Below are 24,795 nucleotides of genomic sequence, written 5' to 3'. Positions count from 1 at the left end.
CGGACGTCAGCGGCCCGTTGGGGAGGTCCGGTTGGGGGACGGGGCGGCCCGGACGGCGGCGTTTACGCGCGCCGGTCGACCAGCCTCTGGAAGAGCCCCCAGGTGAATTCCGTGACCAGGGCGTGCGGCGCGGCGTCCGGGTCGGGATCGGGAACCGTGCAGGCCAGCGCCCAGCGGGTGGGGGCGCTGCCCTCCATCGGGCGGGCCGGCGGGAACGCGCGGGCCACCTCGTCGACCGTGCAGGACCAAGGAGCGAGGTCCGCGGTCGTACGGAGTGCGGGTGCGGCGGCGCCGGGGGCGCGGACGAGCCAGGCGTTCCAGACGGCGCCGCGGTCGGCGGTCAGGACCTCGAACCGCAGATCGGGCCAGAGCGGCACCGGCCAGGTCAGCGCCTCGCAGGTCATATCGCCCAGGCGGCGGGCGGTGACGGACTCGGGGGCGCCGAGCAGCGCGCGGTAGGGGCTGAGGCCGCCGGGTGCGCGCGGGGCGTGCATCCGCGCCTGCCAGCGGCGGTTGGCCTCGCGCAGATCGGCGCGGGAGACCCCCAGCGTGCGCAGCGCGTCCTCGACGAGTCCGGGCTGGTGGTCGGCCATCCGGCGCAGCAGAACGAGCTGGAAGGCGACGGGTCCGGGCAGGCCGGAGGGGGTGGCGGGGCCGGTCGGAGGGTCGTTGTCAGTGGCGGCGTTCATGATGGACATCGTCGTGGATGCCGCGGGGGTGGAAGTCGCGGTGACGGATCTCGGGGCCGTGGCGATTGCCGGGGCGAGTGCCGGCGGGGAGGAAGAGCACGGAGTTGACATAGCGGCGGTGCGGGGCGAGGGAGCGCCTCAGCAGGCCGTGTTCGGCGACATGGGAGGTACGGGACTGATGAGCGGGCAGATCGAAGTCGGCCAGTGGCGTCCAGCGGCCGTGCGGCAGGACCCAGCCGCGATAGCCGCGCGCCGCCGTCCACTCCAGGACGGGCGCCAGCGGCTGGATACGGGCCTCCAACTCCACGAACAGCGCCGGGAGTTCCCGCTCGATGGTGCGCGCGGCGCCGCGCAGCACGGCCAGCTCGCCGCCGTCCACATCGATCTTGATGAGGGTGACGCGGTCCAGCTCCAGCGAGTCCAGGGGGAGGCAGGGCACGTCCAGTCCGCTGCCGTGCAGTTCGCGGCGCACCAGCGAGGAGACCCCGCGCTCGCCCCGGCCGTCCGCCGGCAGCCAGAGGGTGGCGCAGCCGGTGCGGTCGGTGGCCGCGGCGGGGACCACCTCGACATGCGGCGGGGTGACGGAGTCGATCAGCCGGGCCAGGTGCGGCACGGGCTCCAGGGTGACGACCCGCTCCGCGCGCCGGGCCAGCCGCCGGGTCCAGGGGCCCAGCCAGCCGCCGACGTCCACGGCCGTACCGCCCGTCGGGCAGAAGTCGGCCAGCCGCCCGAGCTCCGGTTCGAACCGCGGATAGAGCCCGCCCGCCAGCGCGGCCACCAGCCGCCCGGGCAGCCGCGGCCCGATCCGCGCGGCGAGCGTCACGACGGCACCTCGGCTTCGGCCAGCCGCCGGAGGATCCGGTCGTGCTCGGCGTCGGTGACCTCTTCCCCCGAGGAGGGGAGGAGCTGCGGGATACCGTCCCGGATCGGATAGCGGCGGCGCAGCCGGGGGTTGTAGAGCGCGCCCTCGCCCTCGCCGGTGAGGAGCGAGAGCGGCCCCTTGTCCAGCGGGCAGGCGAGGATCTTCAGCAGCGGGTCATCGAAATTCATGGCTCAACTCCGTTGGGGATAGGGGGAGTTACGGGAGCTGGGGGGTCATGGCGGGGGAGGGCCAGCAGGACGGTCAGGGCCACGGCCGTACCGCCGAGCCGTAGCGCCAGCCGCAGGGGATCGGCCGGCAGCGGTTCGCCGAAGGCGACGGTGCCGCAGGCCACGGTGAACACGCAGGTGATGGTGGAGCAGACGGGGACGATGACGGAGGCGCGGCAGCGTTGCAGCGCGGTCTGGGACAGCACCAGCCCGGTGGCGCCGGTGAACAGGAGGAGATAGGGGTACGGCGAGCGCAGCAGCCGCTCGGCCGCGGCCGGGATGTCGTGGGTGGTGAGCAGGCCGGAGACGCCCTTGATGGCCAGTGAACTGACGCCGTAGAGGAGGCCGACGGCCACCCCGTAGGCGACGCCGGCCGTCGGCAGGCGGTGGCGGCGTCGTGCGCGCCGTTCCGCCGAGCCGTACAGCAGCAGGCCCGCGGCCAGCGACGGCACGGCGATGGTGAGCAGCGTGGCGGGCGGCGCGGTGCGGGCGATGGTCCGGGCGTCGTCGCCCTGGAGGGAGGCGACGACCATCACCAGCGCGACGAGGATCGCCACCATGCTCTGGCGCTCCCGGCCGCTGGTCCGCTCGCCCAGCACCACCGACGACAGGATCAGCAGCAGGACGAGTCCGGAGACGAAGATGCCCTGGGCCGCGGCGATCGGGAGGGCGCGGTAGACGGCGAGTTGGGCGGCGAACCCCGCGGCCAGGGCGAGCGAGCCGCCGAGCCACCGCGGGCTGCCGAGGAGGTGGCGGACGACCCGGGCGGGACGGCGGGTGCTGAGGGCGGGCAGCGTGGCCAGCGCGCGTTTCTCCAGCACGAAACCGGTGCTGTACAGCACGTTGGCGATCAGCGCCGATGCCACGCCCCACCACAGCATGGGCCTGCTCCCTTCTCCGCGTTCGGGTCGGCATCGGTGTGCGGCGGCTCCTGCGGACGGTGGTCAAGGGTCCTGGGGGGAGTGAGGGGTTCTGCGGCGGGCGTGGGCCAGAAGGATGGAGGAGAGGGACGGAAGATGGCAGGCGGCGCGGTCGAGGGGGCGCAGGGGGCGGGGGACGTCGTGGTAGGGGGCACCGGTCAGGCGGATGACGTCGAAACCGGCGGCGGTCAGAAAGGCGCGGAGCGCGCGGGCGGTGTAGAGGCGCAGGTGGCCGACGACCTGGGTGCCGGGGCGGCCGTGGATATGGCGCAGGCTCACTTCCGAGAAGACGGGCTGGATCCCGGCGAGCAGCAGTCCGCGGTTGTACCAGGCGGCGAGATTGGGGGTGGAGAGCATCAGGTGGCCGCCGGGGCGCAGGATGCGGTGCAGTTCGTCCACGGCGGCATCGGGGTCGACGAGATGCTCGATGACCTCGCTGAAGAGCACGGCGTCGGCGGAGCCGGTGGCGAACGGCAGCCCGCCATCGGTCAGTTCACCGCGTACGGCGGTCAGCTCACCGGGTGCGGCGGCGGGGATACGGGTCCGGGCGCGGCGCAGGGCGTCCTGGGACCAGTCGACGCCGACCAGGCGGTGTCCGCCCAGGAGGTGCGCCGCGGTGGCGGCCGCGGTGCCGTCGCCGCAGCCGATGTCCAGGATGGTGGCGGGCGGCGCCCCGGTGCGGCGGGGGCCGAGGGCGCGCGCCAGGAGCGCGGCCTGGCGGGTGCTGCGGGCGGGGCCCGAGGCGACCGGAACGGCGGGGTTCTCGTAGAAGTCCCGCAGTCCGGCCGGGGGCCGGGCGGCGCCGGTGGGCGGGCGGGTCATGGGGCGGCTCCTTCGGTGGCGGCGAGGGAGGCGGCGAAGAGGGCGCCGAGTCGGGCGCCGGCCGCATCGTCCAGAAGGGCGTGCGACCAGCGCAGCGCGAGCTGGATACGGCCGCCGACCGAGACGGTGGTGACGGTCAGCCCGCGGGGCATCCGGGCCGGGGCCGAGAACCACACCGCGGTCGGCCGTCCGGCGTCGCCGAAGTCGAGGGGATAGGGAAGGCGGCCGATGTTGGAGAGGAGGGTGGTGGAGGTCCAGGGGGCGGCGGCCGTACGGAGTGCGCGGGTGACCGCGCCGCGCAGGCCGACGGGCGCGACCGGGAGCGTCAACAGGGTGCCGGGCAGCCCGAGTTGGGAACCGCGGGTGGCCTTGAGGGCGCGGGTGCGGGCGGCCGTGCGGCGCAGCAGCCGGGCGACGGCCTCGGGATCGGGCGGATCGGCGGCGAGCAGGTCGGCGTCCCGGCGTTCCTCCGGGCCGAAGCCCACCGGGATCAGCCGGGTGCCGTTGCCGATGGGCATCTCGCCGCCGCGCGGCCGGTCGTCGACGGGCATGGTGACGACGACGGGGGCGGTGGGCCGGCCGTGCAGCCGGTTCCAGCGGGCGACCGTCAGACAGGTGGCGACCAGGAGCTGGTCGTTGACGGTGGGGGACGCGGTGCGGGCGGCGGCGTGGGGGATCTTCGCCGCCGGGATCTCGTCGCCGGGTGGTCTGGTGGGGACGGGGAGTTCGGTGATCAGCATGCCGTTGGTGTGGGCCGTGGCGCGGACGGGGGTGGTGTCGGGGGCGATACGGGCCGGGCGGACGGGACCGGGGCGGGCGGCGGGGGCGCGGTGCCGGGGCGGGGCGGTGTGCCCCGGGGTGCGTACGGGGGTCGGGGCGGGCGAGTTGTCGGCGCCCCCGTACAGCTCGGCGGTCGTGGCCAGCACGCGGAGGCAGGCCGGGCCGTCCAGGGCGGTGTGGTGGAGGGCGAGGACGAGGACGGTGCCGTCGGCCGCGTCCGGGTGGCGTTCGATCACCTCCAGGCGGACGGGGGGAGAGGCGTCCAGCGGCGGGCATGCGGTGAGGGCGCGTTCGCGGGCGCGGACGAGGGCGTCCGGGCCGGGCGGCGGGAAGACGACGGGGTCGACGTCCGGCGTGGCGGTGAGCTCCCACTCGTAGCGGCGGCGCCACCAGCGGACCGGGGCCTGGCGCATCAGGATCCGGGGGTGGCGCAGGAGGGCCCGGTGGAACGCGGCGCGCAGGCGCGCGTGGTCGATCCGGCCGGGCAGATGCACCTCGATGTGGACGGTCTCGGGTTCGTCGTCCCGCAGGCAGTGCCGGGAGATCTCGTCGACGAGGGGGAAGGGGAGACGGGCGACGGCCGGGGGGCGGGGGGTGCTGGTGCGGGGGGTGTCGTGGCCGCCCGGCTCCTGGCTGTCCGGTTCCGCCGGGCCGTCGGGCTCCCGTCCCTCCGGCTCCCGCCGCGACGGCTGCTGCAATGTGGTCACTTTTCGGTCTCCTCCCCCAGGGGCCGTGGGCCCGGGCGCCGTTGCCGGTGGGCCCAGTTGGGGCCGTTGCCCGGTGTGCGGCCCCGGGCCTGGAGGGGGCGTCCGGCGATGGTCGGCGCGGCGGGTCCCGGCCGCGTCGCGTCCCGGTCGCGGCGGGGAAGCGGGGGGAGGGCCGCGCCCGGAGCGTCGTCCGACCCGGCCGCCGAGCCCCCTGGAGCACCGGCCACACCGGGCGCACCCGGCACACCCGCCGCTCCCGGCGCCTCCCGCACCGTCACCACCGCCGCCGTCAGCGCCAGCAGCGCACACCCCTGTGCCACGGCGCCGAACGCCCCCCGGCCCGCGGCGATCGGCTCGCCCGCGCCGAACGCCGCGATGATGCCCGCGCCCGTCATGGCCGCGAGGGCGACCGGCGCCAGGAACCGCGGCCGGAAGCGGGCCACGAGCGCCAGCAGCGGCACCGCCACCGCGAACGGCCCGGACGCCAGGGCCACCACGCCCGTGAGCGCCACCGCGCCCAGCACCCACGACGGCGCGGGCGGCGTCACCGGGGCCGGCGGCGGGGTGCGCGGGGTGCGCCGTATGAACGCCGAGGCGACGAGCAGCAGGACGCCCGCCGCCCCGCCGATCAGCCCCAGGTCGTAGGCGGTCGCCGGAGCGTAGGACAGCTCGACGGTGCCGCCCGCGCCGGCCGGGACGAGGAAGCCTTGCTGCCAGCCGTCCACCCGGAGCGGGGTCAGCGGCCGTCCGTCGAGGGTGGCCTGCCAGCCGTCGTTGGCGTTCTCGTACATCTGGAGGTAGACGGCCCGGCCCGCTCCGACGGCGACCGTGCGGTGGTCCCCCGACCAGTCCTCGGCCCGCACGGTGCGGGCCTGCGCGGCCGCCCCGGGGGCCGGCGCCGCCCCCCTGCTCAGCGTCACATCCGTGAGCGCCAGCGGACCCTGGTCACCGGCCTCCACCCGGTGCCGCCCGGAGGGCAGCGTCAGCCGTCCGTCGGGGGCCTCCCCGGCGCACAACTGCACCGTGATCGGCCGCCGTTCGGTCAGATCGCGGACGTACCCGGAGGCCCTGGTGGCGTGCAGAACGCCGTCGACGGCGAGCATCGGGCCCTGGCCGCAGCCGACCGAGAAGCGTTTGCGGGCGGGCGGCGGCGGGGTGCGGTACGCGTCGAGGGCCGGGATGTACACCTCGCTGAGGCCGACCGGGAGTTGCAGGGCCTGGCCGGCCACCGGGTTGTGCAGGGTGAGTTCCTTGACCTTGCTGATGGTGATGTCGAGGCGGTCGGTGGTGATCGGGTCGAAGCGGGCCTGCCCGTACTCGTCGACCCCGGCGGTGGCCGCACCGTCCGGCGAGTTGATCAGGATCTGCTCGGGCCGGGTGGAGATACCGCCGGCCGCGGCCAGCACGATCTGGTCGATCTTCTTCTTGCCGGGCCAGCGGAGGTGCAGCGTGGGGCGATCGCCGGCGATCCAGGCGGTGGTCAGATCGCCGTCGACGAGATTGCGGGGGCTGAGCGACTGGCCGAAGCCGAAGCTGGTGGAGTCGGCGGTGGCGGTGATGCGGTCCTTCTGCTCGGGTGCGATCTTGTCCAGCAGCGCGTCGAGTTCGGGGCCGGGGACGGCCAGGGCCTTGCCGGATACGGCGTAGGACGCGCCCGCGTCGGTATGGAACTGGCGGTGCAGACCGGTCTCGGCGGAGACGGGGGAGAGGCCGCCGGGGTCGCTGCCGCGGTGCAGGGAGACGGTCTCGGCGGGCGCATCGGACCCCTGGCCGCTCACGTCCCCGCCCCCGGAACTCCCCGAACCGCCCCGGGAACTCTCCGAACTCCCTGTGCCGTTCCGGGAACTCCCCGTATCCGTCGGGAGTTGAAGAAGACGAGTGACCTGCACGCCGGGTACGGAGATCTCGCGGAAGCCCGCCCCCGAGAGCCCCGCTCGCGGCGTCTGGGAGCCCAGGATGGTGAGTTTCAGCCAGGTCGCGGTCCCGGCAGGGGCCTTGACCTGCTGACGGGTGCCGTCCGGGCGCAGCGGGCTGACCGCGCTGCCGCGGTCGGTCTCGATGCGTACGGACGTCGGGGCGGCGCGCAGGCCGTCGCCGGGCAACGGGGTGAGGAAGAGCGACGAGGGGACAGAGGTGGGCTTGGTGAAGGCGATACGGATCCACTGACCGACGGGGTCGCCCGCGCTGCCCTCCGCCCAGGCGGTGTCCGGGTTGCCGTCGAAGGCGTTGACCGGGTCGTACTGGGGGAGGTGGAAGAGCCAGTTGCCGCTGGTGGAGGCGGTGACGGAGGCGGCGCCGCGCAGGACGGCGGTGGTCTGGTGCGCGATGCCGGTGGTCGGCAGGATCTGCCGGGGCGGCCGGCCGGGGTCCTGGACGCTGTCGGGGTGGTTGGTCTCGGTGGCCGTGTAGGTATAGGACGTATTGCTGTTGACCAGGCCGAAGCGGGTGTCGGCGCGGCGCAGTCCGTCGGCGGTCAGCTGGAGCGGCACGGTGCCCAGGCCCGGGTGGTTGTCGCCGGTCAGCACGGTCGGCCGGTCGCGCAGGGTGGGGTCGGCCGAGAGCTGGAGCAGTGCTTCGGGGCCGCCGCTGAGCTGGGCGGTGTCCGCGACGTCCTTGGCGGTGACGGGGCCGGGCGCGGGCGTGCCCCGGGGCTCGTAGATCTCGACCGAGCGCTGGCGCGGATACAGGCCCTGGACCTGCACGGGCGCCTCGGCGGGGATCCTGCCGCTGGTGGTCAGCGGGCCGAAGGCGGCGGCCCTGCGGTAGCCGGACGCCTCCAGGGTGCGTTTGACGGTCTGCGGCGGCACATAGCCGATCTGGTCCGGGTCGAGGTCGTTGCGTACGACGACGTCATGGATGCCCGCCCGGCCCAGGTAGTCGCGCAGTCCGGGGACTTGGGCGCCGGTCATCAGGGCCTGCTCGACGGCGTCCAGGGTCCGGCGGGCGCCCGGGGTGCCGAACGGGACGAAGTCGCGCTGCGCCCAGGGGGAGCGGGCGAGGACGTCGAGGGGTTCGTCGATGGGCGAGCCCCAGGTGTAGATGCCGTGGGCGGTGGCGGGGACGACCAGGGCGCGGCTGTGGGGGGTGTGGGTGCGCAGCCAGCCGGCGGTGCGTTCCCAGTAGTCGGGCAGCCGGGTGAAGGCGCCGGGCTGGAGGACGGTGCCGGTCAGGAAGGGCAGGGCGAGGGCCGGGAGGACGAGCGCGGCGGCCAGGAGGGCGACCCATCGGGAAGGGAGAGGTCCACGGGACGACATACGGTGACCGGCGGCGATGCGGCGGGTCCCGCTCCCCTCGGCGCGGCTGCCGCGCCCCGCGGCGGCCACGGAAAGGAGGTGCGCCAGCCCGAGGGTGAGCGCCAGGGCCAGGCCCGGGGTGAATTTGTAGATGTTGCGGAACGGACGCAGCCAGCCGTTCAGCCAGTCCTGCCACAGCCCGTGGACGGGGCCGCCCAGCGCACCGCCGTATCCGGCCAGCGCGATCAGGGCGACGGTGAGCACGGTCAGCAGCAGCCAGCGGCGTTCGGGCAGATCGCGGCGGGCCAGCCCGGCGAGGCCCAGCGCGGCGGCCAGCGCCGAGCCCGCCACCGCGCACCAGTTGGCGGTCATGGTCCAGCCGGCCGGCAGCCAGGGCTGTCCGAAGTTGAGGTAGCCGACCCAGTTGCCCGCGCCGCGCAGCAGCTCGGTGGCGGACATGGTGCCGGTGGTGGTGTCCGCCTGCTCGATGAACGGCATGAAGTTCTCGCCGTGGATGCCCAGCAGCAGGAGGGGAACGACCCACCAGGCGGTGGCCAGGACGACGCCGGGCAGCCACCAGGCGAGCAGCTGCGGGCGCCGGGGGCCCGTACGGGAGAGCAGATACAGGCCGACGGGTAACAGGGAGGCCAGCGTCGAGGCCGCGTTGACGCCGCCCATGAAGGGGATCAGCAGCGCCGACCGGGTCGCCGCGATACGGGCGCCGGTCTGCGGGTTCGTCAGCGGCAGCAGCACCCAGGGGAGCAGCGCGCCGGGGAGCGCGGCGGCGGAGGTGGAGCCGATGACGACGGTGTACGTCGGCCACAGGGCGTAGCAGGCGGCGGCGAGCAGCCGGGTGGGCGGGGTGCCGAAACGCATCCGTTCGGCCAGCCGCAGCGCGCCCCAGAAGGCGGCGGTGACGATCAGCGACATCCACAGGCGTTCGGCGAGCCAGACCGGCAGCTGGAGCAGATGCGTCAGGCCGTAGTAGGGCAGGGTCGGGAAGGCGTAGCCGAAGTACTGGTCGGCGATGCCGCCGAAGCCCGCCCGGTCGTGCCACAACTGGCCCAGGTCGGCCAGGAATCCCCAGGGATCGGTGGTCACCCCCAGCTTGGTCTCGAAGGTCATCTTGCCGGGCGAGGGGGCCAGGAAGCCGATCAGCGCCAGGGCCCAGAAGGCGACCAGCCAGCGCCTGCCGCGCGGTGCGTCCGGTGGCGGGGCGGAGGTCGGCAGGGCCCGGTCGCCGGTGTCGGGCGATCCCGGGGACGGGGAGGGCCGCAGGGTCTGGGTCATGGCAACCGCCGGAGGATGAGGAGAAGGTTCCAGGTGGCGACCTCCCGGACACCCGGGAGGCGGGGAAGGGCCTCGGCGAGGAACGGTGCGTAGCGGGAGCGCGCGGTGACGATCGCGACGTCGTCCCGGGCCCGTACCTGCCGCAGGGTGCGGCCGATGTGCACGGCGAAGAGATTGACGCCCAGGGTGTGCTTGGCCGGTCTTCCGGTGCGCCGCAGGTAGCGCCTGCGGGCCCGCTCGGCGCCCAGATAGTGCCACGGTGCGGTCTCATGGCCGCCCCAGGGGGACAGCCAGTTGGTGAAGGAGACGTAGATCAGCCCGTGGGGGCGGGTGATGCGGACCATTTCGCTCAGGAAGGTCTGCGGATCGGCGACATGCTCCAGGACGTTGGAGGAGAAGCAGATGTCGGCGGCGCCGTCGGCGAGCGGCAGCAGATAGCCGTCGGCGACCACCGCACCCTCGGGGATGCGGCCGCGTGCCGTCAGTTCGGCCGTATCGGGTTCGAAGAGCAGGCCCAGGGCGCCGCGCCGCCGGAACTCCTCGGTGAAGTGCCCGCTGCCGCCGCCGACATCGGCGACCACCGCGCCCTTGAGCGGGGCATGGCGCTCCACCTGGTCGGCGGCGTCCCGGGCGAGCAGCCTGTAACAGTGTTCCGGTGCGCTCTGCTCGTTGAGGAAGGCGCGGAAGAGGGCGTAGGACCTGCGCAGCGAGGGGTCGCGCACCGGGCCCTCACCGCCCGGGTGGAGCGGTGAGGAACGCCTCCGCGGCGACCGCGCGGAAGTCGGCGACGGTATGGCCCCACCGGAAGCGGGCGGCGCGCCGCTCCGCGGCCAGCGCGAAGGTCTCGCGGCGGCGGGCGCTGAGCGCGAGGGTGCACCAGTGCGCGGCGAAGGCGCTCTCGCCGCGGGCCAGCAGGCCGGTGACGCCGTGCTCGACGGAGTCCCGCAGCCCGGGGATGTCGAAGCCGACGGCGGGCGTGCGGCGCGCGGCGGCCTCCATGACCACCAGCCCCCAGCCCTCCACCAGCGAGGGGTGCAGCAACAGCCAGGCGGAGCACAGCAGTTGGTGTTTGCGGCGTTCGGAGATCCGGCCGGTGAAGGTGACGTCCGGACCGGCCAGCGCCGACAGCCGGGCCCGCTCCGGCCCGTCGCCGACGATCACCAGCCGGCCGCCGGTCACCGGGCGGACCCGCTCCCACAGCCGCAGCAGCAGATCGATCCGCTTGTACTCGACGAGCCGGCCCATGGCCACGAAGAGCGGCTCGGGCGCCTTGGGGGCGAGCGGGCCCGGATCCTCGACTCCGTTGTGGACCAGGCGGATACGGTCGCGGTCCACCCCGAGGGCGTGCAGCGCGGCGGCGGTCGAGCCGGAGACGGCGACCATCAGATTGCGGCGATGGGTGCCGGCCAGCGCCCAGTGCTCCAGCCTGCGGCCGAGCCGGGCGGCGGGCCGCGGATAGCGCATCCCCCACAGATCCGTATGGACGTGGTTGACCAGGCACAGGGTCGGGCCGCGGTGCCACAGCGGCGCCAGATACGGCATCCCGTTGCACACCTCGACCAGCAGATCGCAGTCGCCGATCCGGCGGGGCAACTCCCGTGGCGCGCGCAGGAAGTGCCCGGCGTCGCCGCCCGCCGAGATCACCCGGTAGCCGCGCTCGGCCGCCGGCCCGCCGCACAGCAGGGTGACGTCGTGGCCGTGCGCGGTGAGCCCGTCGGCGATCCTGTCCACCAGGAGCTCGGAGCCGCCGGCGGCGGGATTGCCCAGGTCGCGGCGGGCGAGGAAGACGATACGGCGGGGGAGCGGGGGCCCGGAGGGGGACGGGCCGACGGCGGGCGGCGCGAGTGGCGGGGCCGTCCGGACGGGGGGCGGGGCGGGGTGCAGAGGCGGCGGGGACGGTTGTACGTGCTGGGGCATGGGTGCTCCAACTCGTCTCAGGGTGCGGTACCGGCGGTGGGGGACGTACTGCGTACTGAGTCGTGCGGGGCGGTGCGGGGGCGGTGCGGGCAGTGCGACGCGGGTGGCGCGGGGCGGGCGTGGTGCGGGTGGTGCCGGTGAGGGTGGTGCCCGAGTGTGGTGCCGGTGTGGGGTGGTCAGTGTTCGCCGCCCCCGGGCGCCGGGGCTACTCACCGGGGTGACAAAATCCCCGGCCGATTGTGCTGACGGTTCATCACTTCGCTCAGGACCGGCCGTCCACAGCCCTCCCCCGCACCACCAGCACCACCCCCACCAGCGCCAGAAGCCCGCCCGCCCCCGCCGCACCCCACGGCAGCGTCCCGCTCACCAGCACCAGCTTGTCGCGGTCCGCCTGCGCCAGCCGCGCCTGGGCTCGCCGCGTCGCCGACGTGAACCGCAGCCGCTCACCGCGCAGCAGGGTCACCGCATCGCGCCGCGCCCCCGGTGCCCGCAGCGTCTTGAGCGGCGAGATCGCGGCATCGATGATCCGGCCCGTACGCGGCTCCGCGACCAGCTCGATCCGGGAGTTCGCATACCACTCCTCGGCCTGGATCTGCCCCTGCCCCGGCCGCCCCACCAGCCGCCCCGGCACCTGCCGACTGCCCGTCCGGGTGGCCGGCACGCTCCCGGTGAAGCGGTATCCCGTCACTCCCCAGGCCGTCGTCGTCCCGGCGAAACGGAGCGGCACGGCGGCCCCCAGCGTGTCGTCCCACCAGCGATAGCTCCGCTTCTCCAGATCGAAGGGGAATTTGAGGTAGGCATCGCCGTCGAACCAGGTCGGCGCCTCCCCGCAGCAGTGCACCGGGGCGTTGGTGCGCCGGTCGGTCACCCACTGCTCGGTGGTCCACTGGAACGCCCGCCGCGGATCGTGCAGCGCCAGCGTCCTGGGGGTGTCGACGGTCGTCGACACCTGCCACACCGCACGTCCGCTGCGCTCGCTCGCCGCGACATCACCCAGCACATGCCGGGTGATGGTGATCTTCTGCCGCTGCCGGGTCCGCAGCGCCCCGGCGTCGAAGTAGCTCCCGGTACCGGTGAAGACGGTGGTGACGTCGACATCGACCGGGGTGACCTCGGCCCGCGGGGTGACGTACCAGACCAGCAGCGGCGCCAGGACCAGCAGAAAGACCCCGAGGCCCAGGACGAGCAGCGAGAGCGGCGAGGCCCTGCGGGCGGCGCCGGGCGCCCCCGGTTCCGGGGTACGGGACGGCGGGCGGGCAGGCGTACGGGCAGACGGATCGGCAGACATACGGGCACTCCTGGAAGCGGGTGAGGGACACGCTCTGGTGCACGTGCGGCGGCGCCGGGTCGCGTCCGGCGAAAGCGAGCCGGACGGCCCTGGTGCCATGGGCCGGGAACGTAAGCGAACTCTTGACAGGGCGTCAATGCCCTTCCACACTCGGCAGTCGCCACGACTGCTGTGGTGCCGCGCTGTGGGACGCGGCGCCGGGCCGGCCGCGATGTCTGCGCACCGCGGCCGCGCCGTGTGCCGTACCAGCCCCGACGGGGACCGGCCATGGTCCCCGGCATCGACGAAGGGCCGCCGCGCCATGCACCGACTGTTCGCCGCCGCACTGACCGCCCTGGTCGCCGCCGCACTCGCGCTCGGGGCCGCGCTGGCCGTCGTCGCCGCCCTGGATGCCGCCCCGCGGCAGCCCAATGTGCCGCTGGTGACGTTCGGCCGTACCGGCGCATAGGACGCACCGGACAGACGGAGGAGGCCCGCCCATGGTGACCGCCGTACGCTCCGCCTGGCGGGAGGTCCCGCCCCGACAGGTGCGCCGGTTCGCCGCGCTCGCCCTGGACGAGGTGCCCGCGCTGGCCGAGGGAATCCTGCACGAGATCCGCCGCGAATTCCCCCAACTGCCCCTGGTGCTGGACGAGTTCGGGGAACCGCGCGCCCTGGTCGGCATCCGCCAGTCGCTGGAGCATTTCGTCGCGCATATGACCGAGGGGCTCGACCGGCCGCACGTCCATCCCCAGGTCTTCCAGGAGTTCGGCCGCGACGAGGGCGTCCAGGGCCGCAGCCTGGACGCCCTCCAGGCCATCTACCGCCTCGGCGTCAAACTCGCCTGGCGCCGCCTCGCCGAAATCGGCCAGCAGGTCGCCATCCCGGCACCGGCCATGTACGAACTGGCCGAATCGGGCTTCGAGTACCTCGACGGACTGGTCGCCGAATCCGTACGCGGCTACGCCGAGGCCGCCGCCCGCCAGGCCGGGGAGCGGCTGCGGCTGCAACGCCGCCTGATGGAACAGCTGTTCGCGGCCCGCGGCATACGGTCCCGGCCCGGCCGCGGCGGACCGGCGCCGTCCGGCCGGCACGCCACCCTCGCCGAGCGTGCCGCCCGCATCGGCTGGCAGCTGCCCGAACGCGTCGCCGTCGCCGTCCTGTTGCGCCCCGCCCGTGCAGCGGTCGCCCCCGCCGTCGCCTCCGACGTCCTGCTGGACATGGACGGCGAACGGCCCCGGATGGTGGTCCCCGAACCGGACGCCCCCGGGCGCCGCGCCCTGCTGGCCCGCGCGGCGGCCGGCTGGTCGGGCGCCATCGGGCCCGCCGTACCGCTGCTGGACGCCGCCAAGTCGCTGCGCTGGGCCGGCGCCGCGGTCGACCTCATGGAACGCGGACTGCTGCCCGCGGGCGAGCTGTTGCAGTGCACCGACCACACCGAGGCGCTGGTCCTGCTGCCGCCCGAGGAGCTGATCGAGGACCTCACCCGCCGCCGTCTCGCCCCCCTCGCCCGCTGCGGCCCCACCCACGCCCGCCGCCTCGCCGAAACCCTCCTGGCCTGGCTGGAAACGCGCGGCGGCGCCCCCGACGTCGCCGCCCGCCTCGGCGTCCATCCGCAGACCGTCCGCTACCGGCTGCGCCAGATACGGGAGCTGTGGGGCACCGAGGTGGACGACCCGGACCGCCGCTTCGAGCTGGAACTGGTGTTACGGGCGCGGCGGTTACGGGGGGAGCTCGAGTAGCGCCGGGGTCGCCCGACCGCCAGGGTGCCGAGCGCGAGGCGCCCGTTACGGATCCGGCCGGGGCCGGGCCCCTGGGGTGAGGCCGGGCCGCCGGTCGCATCCGGCCGTCAGCTGAAGTCGTCAGCTGAAGTCGAACTCCCCGGTCCGCGTCCGCTTCAGCTCGAAGAACTTGTCGTAACCGGCCAGGAGGCGGGCGCCGTCGAAGACCCGCACCGCCTCCTCGCCCCGCGGAATCGCCATCAGGACCGGCCCGAAGAACGCGACCCCGTCGATATGGATCGTCGGGGTGCCGACGTCCTCGCCGACCGGGTCCATGCCCTGGTGGTGGCTCTTGCGCAGTGCATCGTCGTACGCGTCGCCGTCGGCCGCGCGGGCCAGCTCCGCCGGCAGCCCGACCTCGGCCAGCGCCTCCTCGATGACGGTCGCGGTGTCCTCGCGGCCGTCGTGGTGGATACGGGTGCCGAGCGCGGTGTACAGATCGCGCAGCACCTCCTCGCCGTGCTCCTGGGCGGCCGCGATGCACACCCGCACCGGGCCCCAGCCCGCATCCAGCAGCTCGCGGTACCTCTGGGGCAGGTCCTCGCGCCCCTCGTTGAGCACCGACAGGCTCATCACCCGGAAGCGCAGGTCCAGGTCACGGTGCCGCTCGACCTCCAGGATCCAGCGGGAGGAGATCCAGGCGAACGGGCAGATGGGGTCGAAGTAGAAGTCGACGGTGTGGCGGGCAGGATTCTGGGACGTCATGGGGATCAGGTTAGAGCGCCGACCGGCCCCGCCACCCGGGACATTCGCCCCTCCTTTTCCTGGGCCAATTCCCCGGGGCGCGGGTTTCTCGCGCCTCCCCGGGGCGCGGTCGAGCGTCAGCCCGCGGCCGGACTGTCGGGCGGCGGTGCGATGCCCAGCATCCGCTGGAGCAGCTGCTTGAGCAGGGTGCGCTCGGCGACGGTCAGTTGGCCCAGCGGTTCGCGGGCGAAGTCCAGGGACGTGCGCAGCCGTTCGGCCGTACGGGCGCCCTCGGCGGTCGGGGCGGCCAGCTTGATGCGGCGGTCGGCGGGGTCCGGGCGGCGCTCCACCAGGCCGCGGGACTCCAGGCGGTCCACGATCCCGGTGACATTGGACGGCTCGCACTTCAGCCGCTCGGCGACCTTGCGCATGGGCAGCGGCTCCACGGTGAGCAGGCTCAGCACCCGCGCCTGCGCCCCGGTGAGGGAGTGCTCGGCCGCGGCATGCTCGTACTCCTCGTAGTAACGGGCGACGACGGTGCCGATCAGGTCGACGACCTCGACGGTCAAGGAGTCTGCGCGCGCTGTCATGCCACCAGGATACCCAATTGCTTGACAACATGAAATATCGAGGGGCATCATTGTTTCAGCATCTGAAGTATTGAAGGGTCGGGCCCGAGGCATTCGGGCCCAAGCAAGCTGGAGGATCGCGCTCATGTCCGCACTGCCCGCAACCGGCCGCGAATGGCACCTCGTCGCCCGCCCGCACGGCTGGCCCACCCCCGCTGACTTCGCGCTGCGCGAGACCGCGGTCCCCGAGGTCGGCGAGGGTCAGATCCTCGTCCGCAACCAGGCCTTCTCCGTCGACCCGTACATGCGCGGCCGGATGAACGACGTGAAGTCCTACGTCCCGCCGTTCCAGCTGGACCGGCCGATGGACGGCGGCGCGGTCGGCGAGGTCATCGCCTCGCGCGCCGGTGATCTCGCCGTCGGCGACCATGTGCTGCACAACCTGGGCTGGCGCGAGTACGCGGTCCTGGACGCCCGGCACGCCACCAAGATCGACCCGTCGCTGGCCTCGCTCACCGCCTACCTCGGCGTCCTGGGCATGCCGGGCCTGACCGCGTACGCGGGCCTGCTGGAGGTGGCGTCCTTCAAGGAGGGCGACGCCGTGTTCGTCTCCGGCGCGGCCGGCGCGGTGGGCAGCGAGGTCGGCCAGATCGCCCGGCTCAAGGGCGCCTCCCGCGTCATCGGCTCGGCCGGCTCCGACGAGAAGGTCAAGCTCCTGGTGGAGGAGTACGGCTTCGACGCCGCCTTCAACTACAAGAACGGCGATGTCGCCCAGCAGCTGAAGGACGCCGCGCCCGACGGCATCGACGTCTACTTCGACAACGTCGGCGGCGACCACCTCGAGGCCGCCCTCTCGGCCCTCAACGTCCACGGCCGGATCGCCGTCTGCGGCATGATCTCGATGTACAACGCCACCGAGCCCAGTCCTGCCCCGCGCAATCTCGCCCTGGTGATCGGCAAGCGCCTGCGGATGCAGGGCCTCCTGGTGAGCGACCACTCCGCCCTCCACCCGAAGTTCGCCGAGGAGGTCTCCGCCTGGATCCGCTCCGGCGAGCTCAAGTACAGCGAAACCGTCGTGCCGGGCATCGAGAACGGCGTGGAGGCATTCCTCGGCATGCTCCGCGGCGAGAACACCGGAAAGATGATCGTGAGCCTGGGCTGACGCCCCCGTCCCGCTGCCCTCTTGCCCCCGCCCGTTAGGCTCAGCGGCAGGCCGTCGCGATCCGTGGGCGCGAGTCGCGGCGAATCACTGGAGGATTGTGTATGTCCATCCCGACTGTTGACGTCGTCTACACCGCCGTCGCCACCGCGGAGAACGGCCGTGACGGCCGCGTCGCCAGCGATGACGGCAAGCTCGACGTAGTCGTCAACCCGCCCAAGGAACAGGGTGGCAGCGGCGCCGGCACCAACCCCGAGCAGCTCTTCGCGGCGGGCTACAGCGCCTGCTTCCAGGGTGCGCTCAGCGTCGTCGCCCGCCAGGAGAAGCAGGATGTCTCCGGGTCCCGGGTGACCGCCAAGGTCGGCATCGGCAAGACCTCGGAGGGCGCCTTCGGCCTCACGGTCGAGATCTCCGCCTCGATCCCGAACGTCGACGCGGAGACCGCCAGGGCCCTGGTGGAGAAGGCCCATCAGGTCTGCCCGTACTCCCACGCCACCCGCGGCAACATCGACGTCAAGCTGACCGTCGCCTGACGCATCCGCTACTGAGGGCCGTACCCCACCGGGGTGCGGCCCTCGGCCCTTCGCCGCGGGGAACGGCGCCGCAGTAACGAACCCGCGCCGTGTGACGCAGGCCATAGTGGCCGCGTCTTGACGCCGCCACCGTGTAATCGATTACGTAGACTTCTCACGTAATCGATTACACGAAGACTGCGGCCACGGCCACGTACACCAGCGGCCGCACGAACAGGACGGCAACGGCGCCATGGCGAACATCAAGGACGTGGCAGAGCGGGCGGGGGTCTCCGTCGCCACCGTCTCGCGGGTCCTCAACGGTCACAGCCCGGTCGCCGCGACCCGCGAGCGGGTCCTCGCCGCCGTACGGGAGCTGGGCTACCGCCCCAACAACGTCGCCCGCGCCCTGCGGACTGCCCGCACCGGCGCGCTCGGGCTGATCATCAGCGATCTGACCAACCCCTTCTTCACCGAGCTCGCCGACGCCGTCGAGGACGAGGCCCGCAGCCTCGGCTACAGCCTGGTCATCGGCAACGCCGGCGAGCGCCCCGCGCAGCAGGACGACTACATCCGCACCCTGCTCGACCGCCGTATCGACGGCCTGCTGGTCAGCTCCGCCGGGACCGGCTCGGCGATGCTCGCCGAGGTCGTCGGCTCCGGCACCCCGCTGGTCCTGCTCGACCGCAGCGTCCCCGGTATCGACGCCCCCTGCGTACGCGCCGACGGCCGCGCGGCGATGTCCGACCTCGCCGCCCATCTCGCCGCCCTCGGCCGCCGCCGCCCCGCGATCATCGTCGCCCCCGCCGGGACCCCCACCGGAGAGGAACGCCTCGGCCTCTTCCGCAGCGCCCTGGCCGCCCACGGCATCGACCTGCCCGACGAACGCGTCGGCGCCGCCCCCGATCTCCAGCACACCGGCGGCCGCCGGGTGATGAGCTCCCTCCTCGACCTACCGCAGCGGCCCGACATGGTGCTCGCCACCGACAACCTGATGGCGCTCGGCGCGATGGACGCACTCAAGGCGCGCGGGCTGCGCGTCCCCGACGACGTCGCGCTGGTCTCCTACGACGACGTGCCCTGGTTCGCCCACACCGATCCGCCGCTGACCGTCATCGCCCAGCCCACCCGCGAACTGGGCCGCGTCGCCGTCCACACCCTGCTGGAACGCATCGAGGGTCGCCCCGCCGACTCGGTCCTGCTGCCGGCCCGCCTGGTGACCCGCCGCTCCTGCGGAGAGCCGCCCGCGGCCCGCTGACCCGTCGGGGCAGCCACATGGCGGCGAGCGGCATCCGCCGGTACCGGGAACGGAACCACCCGACGAAGAAGACGACGAAGAAGACGAAGACGGCGAACAAGACCGACCGCCGCCGGGACCGGCCGATGACGGCTCCCGGCCGGTGAAGGAAAGGGAAGAAGAGCAGATGGAACGCCATGTGGAAGCCCAGCCGGAAGGCCCCGCGCAAGCCCCCGCCTACGACGTCCTGGTGGTCGGCTCGGCCAACGCCGATCTGACCGTACGGGTCGAGCGGCGACCCGGCGCGGGCGAGACCGTGCTCGGTACGGACCTGGTCGAATCGGCCGGCGGCAAGGGCGCCAACCAGGCGGCCGCCGCGGCCCGGCTCGGCGGGCGCACCGCGCTGCTGGCACGGGTCGGCGGCGACGCGTTCGGCGAGCTGCTGCTCGACGCCCAGCGCGCGGCGGGCACCGACACCACACCGGTCATCGTGGACGAGACCGCCCGCACCGGCACCGCGATGATCATCGTCAGCCCGGACGGCGACAACAGCATCGTCGTCTCGCCCGGCGCCAACGCCGCCCTCACCCCGGCCGATGTGGCCGCCGCCAAGGACGTCATCGCCGCCTCCGCGGTGGTCTCCCTCCAGTTGGAGATCCCGATGGAGTCGGTACGGGCCGCCGCCGCGGCCGCCGAGGACGCCGGCACCCGCGTCGTACTCAACCCGTCCCCGGCCCCCGAGGCGGCCCTGGCGCCCGAACTCCTCTCCGTCGCCGACCCGTTGGTGGTCAACGAGCACGAGGCGCGGCAGCTGTCCGCGCTCACCGACGGCACCCCGGGCGAGTGGGCCCGGGCGCTGCGCGAGAAGGGCGCCCGCTCGGTCGTGGTGACCCTCGGCGGCGAGGGCGCGCTGGTGCTGGACGGCGCCGGCGTGAACGACATCCCGGGCGTGCGGGTCAAGGCCGTGGACACCACCGGCGCGGGCGACGCCTTCACCGGAGCCCTCGCCACCCGGCTGGCTCGCGGCGACGCCCTCCCCGACGCGGCGCGCTTCGCGGTACGCGTCGGCGCCGCCGCCGTCACCAAGCCGGGCGCCCAGCCGTCCTATCCGACCCTGGACGAGCTGAACGCCCTCTCCGGAGCCTGAGCCACCGGCGCCGCCCCAACCCGGGGCGGCGCCCCGCGGTCCCCAGGGCTCAGCGGGCCGACTTCTCGGGCCCGTACACCGCCGCCTCCGCACCGGTCATCAGCGCCCAATAGCGGTCCCCGTACGACCAGTGCCACCACTCGGTCGGATAGTTGACCAGCCCCGCGGCCGACAGCACGGCGCTCAGGACCCGGCGGTTGGCGCGGGCGGCGGGCGTCAGCCCCGGGGCGCCGGTGTAGCAGGCGCCGTCGCTCTCCTCCGGAGACGCATTGATCGGTGTCCCCATGTCGACATATTCCCCATCCGCCGTGACCAGGGTCAGATCCACCGCCCCGCCCGTGCTGTGCGGCGCGATCTCCGGCGGCGACACATACCGGCTGGCGGCCCGATGGACCCGGGCGGCGTCCCAGTCGGGACGGGCGGTCCGCAGCTCCTCCCCGTACTCCTCGAAGTACCGGCGCTGCAACGCCGGTGGCCGGTAACCCTCCACGAACTCCAGCCGCAGCCCGTCCGGCAGCGCCTCCTGCGCCGCCAGCAGCCGGCGCACCACCCCCTCGCGCAGACGGGCATACGCGCCCCGCTCATCGCCGCGCGCATCGGCCACGAGCAGCGCGGGCGCCGCCTCCCGTACGTCCACCAGGGCCTCGCCGCACTCCCGCACCGGGACCGCGGCGACCTCCGGATCCGCCATCAGCGTGATCCGGTCCCGCACATCCGTCAGCACCAGTTCCGGGGCGCCCTCCGCCCCGGCCGTCGCCACTCGCTCCCCACTGGGCAGCCACGCCGCGCTGCCCCCGCACGCCGGGCCGACACTGCCCGCACCGGCCCCGTTGGCGAGCAGCACATGCAGCCCGTTGTCCCGCGCCAGCTCCGCATACCGCGCCACCCGCTCGGGCGCACCATGGAACGAACTGGCCAGATACACCCGGCACCCGTCCGCCACCGCCCGCTCCGCGACCTGCGGAAAGCTGGTGTCGAAGCAGGTGGCCAGCGCGAACCGCACCCCGCCCAGCGTGAACCGGCCGTCCGCCGAACCCGCCGCGAAGACCGTGTTCTCGTCCCCGTACAGATGCCGTTTGTCATAGCGCGTGAGCAACGAGCCGTCCGGCCCGTAGACGAACGAGGCGATGCCCGGCGCCGCCCCCTCGGCCGTGTGCCCCGCCGCATTGACCACCGCCGCGACGCCAGACGCCCGGCATGCCTCCCGTACGGGCGCGAGCCGGGTGTCATCATGAGTGACCGTCATCTTCTGCGGATCGCCGGCTATCCCCGGCAGGTCGTACTGCGTCAGCGCCAGCTCGGCAAAGACCACCAGCCCGGCACCGCGCCCGGCGGCCTCGGTGACGAGCGCGGCCATCTGCGCGGCGTTGGCGTCGATATCGCCCTGTACGGGGGTGAATTGTGCGGCAGCAATGATCACGGGGGTCATGATGCCCTCGGGGTACGGGAGCGGGTCTGCGCAGGGGGCCGTCCGCCCGTCAGTCCTCGCCCCGCCGCCCGGTGGCGGGGGCGAGCAACGCCACGAAATCCCGGAACGCCGCGGGCATGTCCACCTGTTCGGGATCCAGCAGCCACTGCAACTGCAACCCGTCCATGACGGCGACCAGCAGCGGCGCCGCCCGCTCCGGCGTCAGGCCACCGGGCAGCGAGTCGCCGAACTCCGCGCGCAGCGCCACCGCCATCGCCTCCCGTACGGCACGGAAGCGGGACTCGAAGAAGACGCGGGCGGGGTGGTCCTCGGTGACGCTGTCGGCGGACAGCACCGTGTACGTCTGGACGATGCCGGGACGGCTGGCGTTGTAGTCGACCAGCTGGGCGAGCGTGTCGGTGCCCAGACTGCCGGGGCCCGCCGCGGCCGAACTGGCCAGATCCCAGCGGTCGCGCGCCTCCAGGACGGCGACCAGCAGATGTTCTTTGGTGGGGAAGTGGTGCAGCAGCCCCTGCTGACTGAGCCCGGCACGCTCGGCCACCGCGGCGAGCGAGGTACGGCGATAGCCGCGCTCGGCGATGAGCTCCAGGGCCGCCTCCAGGATCGCCGCCCGCCGCTCCGCGCGCTGCGCGTGCCGCCCGCCGCTCCGTCGCGCGCCGTGATCTTGTGCAGTCATCGGCAGAGGGTAACTCTCCTAGGTAAGCGCTTATGTGACAGTGCATCGAGATAACGGAATGGATACGTCACCTACCGTTTGCCCGGCGAAGAAGGTAGGGAAGGGTAAGGATTCGGCCAGATGTCTCGGAGAGGGGTTCGCCGGGCATACGCCGACAGGGCCTCGTCGTTCTATCCACTCAGGGAGAGCCGCATGACCGACCCGTTCGACCGCACCGCGGCACCGGAGCACGCATCGGAGCAGGCGGCGGTGCTGTCGTCGGAAGCGTCACCGGGGCGGCAGGCGGAGCATGCGGGGGACCGGGACCGGGACCGGGAACGGGAACGGGCCGTGGACCGGGCCCTCGCCGCGCTCGACCTCGACACCAAGACGCGGCTGCTCTCCGGCCAGGACATGTGGACGCTGCCCGCCGTACCGGAGATCGGCCTGAAGTCGCTGGTGATGTCGGACGGCCCGATCGGCGTACGGGGCCGCCACTGGAGCGCCGCGGACCCCTCCGTCGCCCTGCCCAGCCCCACCGCGCTGGCCGCCACCTGGGACCCCGAACTGGCCCGCCGGGCCGGGCACCTGCTCGCCCAGGAGGCCCGCCGCAAGGGCGTCCACGTCCTCCTCGCGCCGACCGTCAATCTGCACCGCTCGCCCCTCGGCGGCCGCCACTTCGAGAGCTACTCGGAGGACCCGCTGCTCACCGGGGCGATCGGCGCCGGGTACGTACGGGGCGTCCAGGAGGGCGGCGTCGGCACCACCGTCAAACACTTCGTCGGCAACGACGCCGAGACCGACCGCTTCACCGTCGACAACCGCATCGCCGCCCGCCCCCTGCACGAGCTCTACCTCGCGCCCTTCGAACACATCGTCCGCCACGCCCGTCCCTGGGGCATCATGACGGCCTACAACCAGGTCAACGGCTCCACCATGACCGAGCACCGCCACCTCGTACGCGAGGTCCTGCGCGGCGCATGGGGCTTCGACGGCTGCAACGTCTCCGACTGGACGGCCGCCCGCCACACGGTGCGCGCGCTGCGCGGCGGCCTCGACGTGGCGATGCCCGGCCCCCGTACCGTCTACGGCGCTCCGCTCGCCGAGGCGGTCCGCGCGGGCGAGGTGTCCGAGGCGGAGGTGGACGACGCGGTCCGTCGCGTGCTGCGGCTGGCCGCCCGCACCGGCTGCCTGCGGGGCGCCCCGGCCGCCGTCGCTCCCGACGAGGTCCCCGGAGGAATCGACGGCCCGGCCCTGGCCCGCGACCTCGCCTGCCGCGCCTTCGTCCTCCTCCGCAACGAGCCGACGCAGGAGGCGGCCACACGTCCCGCGGACGACGCACCGACCGCCGCGCCCGCCCGCCCGGAGGGCCGCGGTGGGCGCCCCGGCATCCTCCCCCTCGACCCCACCGCACTCCGTAAGGTCGCCGTCATCGGGGCGGTCGCCCGCGACGCCCGTGTCCTCGGCGGCGGATCCGCGACCGTCTTCCCGGCCCGGATCGTCTCCCCGCTGGAGGGCCTGCGCGCTGCGCTGCCCGCCGAGACCGAGGTCACCTTCGCCCTCGGCGCCGATCCCCGTATCCGTATCCCGCAGGCGCGCGACGGCTTTACGCTCCGCGCCCGCTATCTCGCCGAAGACGGTCGGCTCCTCGCGGAAACTCCGCAGTTCGACGGCATGATGCATGCCATCGGCAGCCTCCCCGAGGGCGTCACCCCGCATCACCTGCACGCCGTCGAACTCACCGGCACCTTCACCCCGCAGACCACCGGCAGCCACACCTTCGCCGTCTCCGGCACCGGCGCCCTGCGCCTGACGGTCGGCGGCACGGTCGTCTTCGACGAGTACTGCGCACCCGCCGGCAGCGACCCGTTCGAGGGCCTCTTGAATCCGGTGGAACGACGGCTGTCCGTACCGCTCACGGCGCACGAGCCGACCGAGGTGACCCTGCGCTACGTCCCCCGCAGCACCAGCCTCGGTGAGACGGCCGCCCTGAACTTCACCCTCGGCCACCGCGAACCGCAGCGCGATCCGGACGCCGAGCTCGACGAGGCGGTGCGCGTGGCGGCCGAGGCCGATGTCGCGATCGTCGTCGTCGCCACGACGAACGAGGTCGAGTCGGAGGGCTTCGACCGTACGGACCTCAGGCTGCCCGGCCGTCAGGACGAGCTGGTCACCCGGGTCGCCGCCGCCAACCCGCGCACCGTCGTGGTCGTCAACGCCGGCTCCCCGGTGGAACTGCCCTGGCGCGAACAGGTCCCGGCCGTGCTGCTGACCTGGTTCCCCGGCCAGGAAGCGGGCGGCGCGCTCGCCGATGTCCTCCTCGGCGCCCGGGAACCCGGCGGCCGCCTCCCCACCACCTGGCCGGCCCGCCTGGAGGACGCGCCGGTCAGCGGGGTCACCCCGACGGAGGGGCGGCTGGAGTACGCGGAGGGGGTGTTCATCGGCTACCGGGCCTGGCACCGGAGCCCCGCCCCGGCACCCGCCTACGCCTTCGGACACGGACTCGGTTACACCGACTGGGAGTACGAGTCGCTCGACACCACCCCCGATTCGGTACGGGTCCGGCTCCGCAACGCGGGGCGACGCACCGGCCGTGAGATCGTCCAGATCTACCTCGCCCCCAAGGACCCGGCCGCCGTCGAGCGCCCGGCCCGCTGGCTCGCCGGGTTCGCCGCCGTCGAGGCCGGGCCCGGCGAGAGCGTGGAGGTCGAGATCCCGCTACCGGCGCGCGCCTTCGAGATCTGGAGCTCCGCTTCCGAGGGCTCGGAAGCGGACGCAGGCGCAGCGCACGGGAGCGGACAGACCGGCCACTGGCAGCGTGTCCAGGGCGACTACATCGTCGAGGCCGCACACAGCCTCACCGACCGCCGCCTGACCGCAGAGGTCACCGCCGTCTGACGCCGACTCA

The 24,795-nt window shown here is 73.9% G+C and carries 21 protein-coding genes; 7 read left to right on the top strand and 14 right to left on the bottom strand.

All coding sequences use genetic code 11. The features are described from left to right. Positions 1-62: 62 nt before the first annotated feature. From B1H19_RS14240 to pgfA, 10 genes are all read right to left on the bottom strand, one after another. Positions 63-689 carry a hypothetical protein gene (locus tag B1H19_RS14240; protein ID WP_083105110.1) on the bottom strand — a complete coding sequence of 209 codons (627 nt, stop codon included), beginning with the start codon at positions 687-689 and terminating at the stop codon, positions 63-65. Further along, positions 673-1,512, bottom strand: coding sequence for an FkbM family methyltransferase (locus B1H19_RS14235; RefSeq protein ID WP_083105109.1), 840 nt, complete (start codon positions 1,510-1,512; stop codon positions 673-675). The genes B1H19_RS14240 and B1H19_RS14235 overlap by 17 nt, the downstream gene beginning before the upstream one ends. After that, complete coding sequence (locus B1H19_RS14230) at positions 1,509-1,739, bottom strand: Trm112 family protein (RefSeq protein ID WP_083105108.1); 231 nt, start codon at positions 1,737-1,739, stop codon at positions 1,509-1,511. Before B1H19_RS14230 ends, B1H19_RS14235 begins: the two co-directional genes overlap by 4 nt. Further along, complete coding sequence (locus tag B1H19_RS14225) at positions 1,736-2,659, bottom strand: DMT family transporter (protein ID WP_083105107.1); 924 nt, start codon at positions 2,657-2,659, stop codon at positions 1,736-1,738. Before B1H19_RS14225 ends, B1H19_RS14230 begins: the two co-directional genes overlap by 4 nt. Before the next feature lie 63 nt (positions 2,660-2,722). Continuing rightward, a complete protein-coding gene (locus B1H19_RS14220) occupies positions 2,723-3,520 on the bottom strand; it encodes a class I SAM-dependent methyltransferase (RefSeq protein WP_083105106.1) in 798 nt (265 codons plus the stop codon). Beyond that, positions 3,517-5,007, bottom strand: a complete 1,491-nt coding sequence (locus tag B1H19_RS14215) for a condensation protein (protein WP_418361447.1) — start codon at positions 5,005-5,007, stop codon at positions 3,517-3,519. Before B1H19_RS14215 ends, B1H19_RS14220 begins: the two co-directional genes overlap by 4 nt. After that, positions 5,004-9,530 (bottom strand): alpha-(1->3)-arabinofuranosyltransferase domain-containing protein, encoded by a 4,527-nt coding sequence (locus tag B1H19_RS14210; protein ID WP_083105105.1) that lies wholly within the window; start codon positions 9,528-9,530, stop codon positions 5,004-5,006. Before B1H19_RS14210 ends, B1H19_RS14215 begins: the two co-directional genes overlap by 4 nt. Then, positions 9,527-10,252, bottom strand: a complete 726-nt coding sequence (locus B1H19_RS14205; RefSeq protein WP_083105104.1) for a class I SAM-dependent methyltransferase — start codon at positions 10,250-10,252, stop codon at positions 9,527-9,529. Before B1H19_RS14205 ends, B1H19_RS14210 begins: the two co-directional genes overlap by 4 nt. Before the next feature lie 7 nt (positions 10,253-10,259). Beyond that, positions 10,260-11,447: a glycosyltransferase family 4 protein gene (locus tag B1H19_RS14200; protein ID WP_083105103.1), complete on the bottom strand. Its 1,188-nt coding sequence runs from the start codon at positions 11,445-11,447 to the stop codon at positions 10,260-10,262. A gap of 262 nt (positions 11,448-11,709) precedes the next feature. After that, positions 11,710-12,735: a cell envelope lipid trafficking protein PgfA gene (gene pgfA / locus B1H19_RS14195; protein WP_083105102.1), complete on the bottom strand. Its 1,026-nt coding sequence runs from the start codon at positions 12,733-12,735 to the stop codon at positions 11,710-11,712. Between the two features lie 301 nt (positions 12,736-13,036). Between pgfA and B1H19_RS39260 the strand changes: the two genes are divergently transcribed. Together B1H19_RS39260 and B1H19_RS14190 are read left to right on the top strand one after the other, a co-directional pair. After that, positions 13,037-13,183 carry a hypothetical protein gene (locus B1H19_RS39260; RefSeq protein ID WP_203237154.1) on the top strand — a complete coding sequence of 49 codons (147 nt, stop codon included), beginning with the start codon at positions 13,037-13,039 and terminating at the stop codon, positions 13,181-13,183. Positions 13,184-13,214: 31 nt separating this feature from the next. Beyond that, the gene (locus B1H19_RS14190; RefSeq protein WP_083105101.1) at positions 13,215-14,456 is read left to right on the top strand and encodes a PucR-like N-terminal domain-containing protein; all 1,242 of its coding nucleotides are present in this window, start codon (positions 13,215-13,217) and stop codon (positions 14,454-14,456) included. A gap of 120 nt (positions 14,457-14,576) precedes the next feature. On the opposite strand, the gene B1H19_RS14185 is transcribed toward B1H19_RS14190, so the two are convergent. Continuing rightward, complete coding sequence (locus B1H19_RS14185; protein WP_083105100.1) at positions 14,577-15,200, bottom strand: mycothiol-dependent nitroreductase Rv2466c family protein; 624 nt, start codon at positions 15,198-15,200, stop codon at positions 14,577-14,579. Positions 15,201-15,316: 116 nt separating this feature from the next. Then, positions 15,317-15,769 carry a MarR family winged helix-turn-helix transcriptional regulator gene (locus B1H19_RS14180; RefSeq protein ID WP_083105099.1) on the bottom strand — a complete coding sequence of 151 codons (453 nt, stop codon included), beginning with the start codon at positions 15,767-15,769 and terminating at the stop codon, positions 15,317-15,319. Between the two features lie 124 nt (positions 15,770-15,893). Here B1H19_RS14180 and B1H19_RS14175 point away from each other — a divergent pair, with 124 nt between their 5' ends. From B1H19_RS14175 to B1H19_RS14160, 4 genes are all read left to right on the top strand, one after another. Beyond that, on the top strand, positions 15,894-16,910 hold the full coding sequence (locus B1H19_RS14175; RefSeq protein WP_083105098.1) for an NADP-dependent oxidoreductase: 1,017 nt from the start codon (positions 15,894-15,896) through the stop codon (positions 16,908-16,910). Between the two features lie 101 nt (positions 16,911-17,011). After that, positions 17,012-17,440: an organic hydroperoxide resistance protein gene (locus B1H19_RS14170; RefSeq protein WP_083105097.1), complete on the top strand. Its 429-nt coding sequence runs from the start codon at positions 17,012-17,014 to the stop codon at positions 17,438-17,440. 232 nt (positions 17,441-17,672) lie between these two features. Next, entirely contained in the window at positions 17,673-18,677 is a 1,005-nt protein-coding gene (locus B1H19_RS14165; RefSeq protein WP_083105096.1) for a LacI family DNA-binding transcriptional regulator, read from the top strand. A 166-nt stretch (positions 18,678-18,843) separates the two neighbouring features. Next, the gene (locus B1H19_RS14160) at positions 18,844-19,803 is read left to right on the top strand and encodes a ribokinase (protein WP_083105095.1); all 960 of its coding nucleotides are present in this window, start codon (positions 18,844-18,846) and stop codon (positions 19,801-19,803) included. Between the two features lie 49 nt (positions 19,804-19,852). On the opposite strand, the gene B1H19_RS40615 is transcribed toward B1H19_RS14160, so the two are convergent. Both B1H19_RS40615 and B1H19_RS14150 read right to left on the bottom strand, forming a co-directional pair. Beyond that, positions 19,853-21,223, bottom strand: coding sequence for a nitrilase-related carbon-nitrogen hydrolase (locus B1H19_RS40615; protein WP_083109628.1), 1,371 nt, complete (start codon positions 21,221-21,223; stop codon positions 19,853-19,855). Positions 21,224-21,281: 58 nt separating this feature from the next. After that, on the bottom strand, positions 21,282-21,908 hold the full coding sequence (locus B1H19_RS14150) for a TetR/AcrR family transcriptional regulator (RefSeq protein WP_083105094.1): 627 nt from the start codon (positions 21,906-21,908) through the stop codon (positions 21,282-21,284). A gap of 192 nt (positions 21,909-22,100) precedes the next feature. On the opposite strand from B1H19_RS14150, the gene B1H19_RS14145 reads away from it, so the two are divergent. Continuing rightward, positions 22,101-24,785, top strand: coding sequence for a glycoside hydrolase family 3 protein (locus B1H19_RS14145; protein ID WP_083105093.1), 2,685 nt, complete (start codon positions 22,101-22,103; stop codon positions 24,783-24,785). The last annotated feature ends 10 nt before the right edge of the window (positions 24,786-24,795 follow it).

Source organism: Streptomyces gilvosporeus (genome assembly GCF_002082195.1).
Classification (GTDB): Bacteria; Actinomycetota; Actinomycetes; order Streptomycetales; family Streptomycetaceae; genus Streptomyces; species Streptomyces gilvosporeus.
The sequence above is the reverse complement of the archived record's forward strand: the minus strand, read 5'-3'. Positions and strand labels throughout refer to the sequence as shown.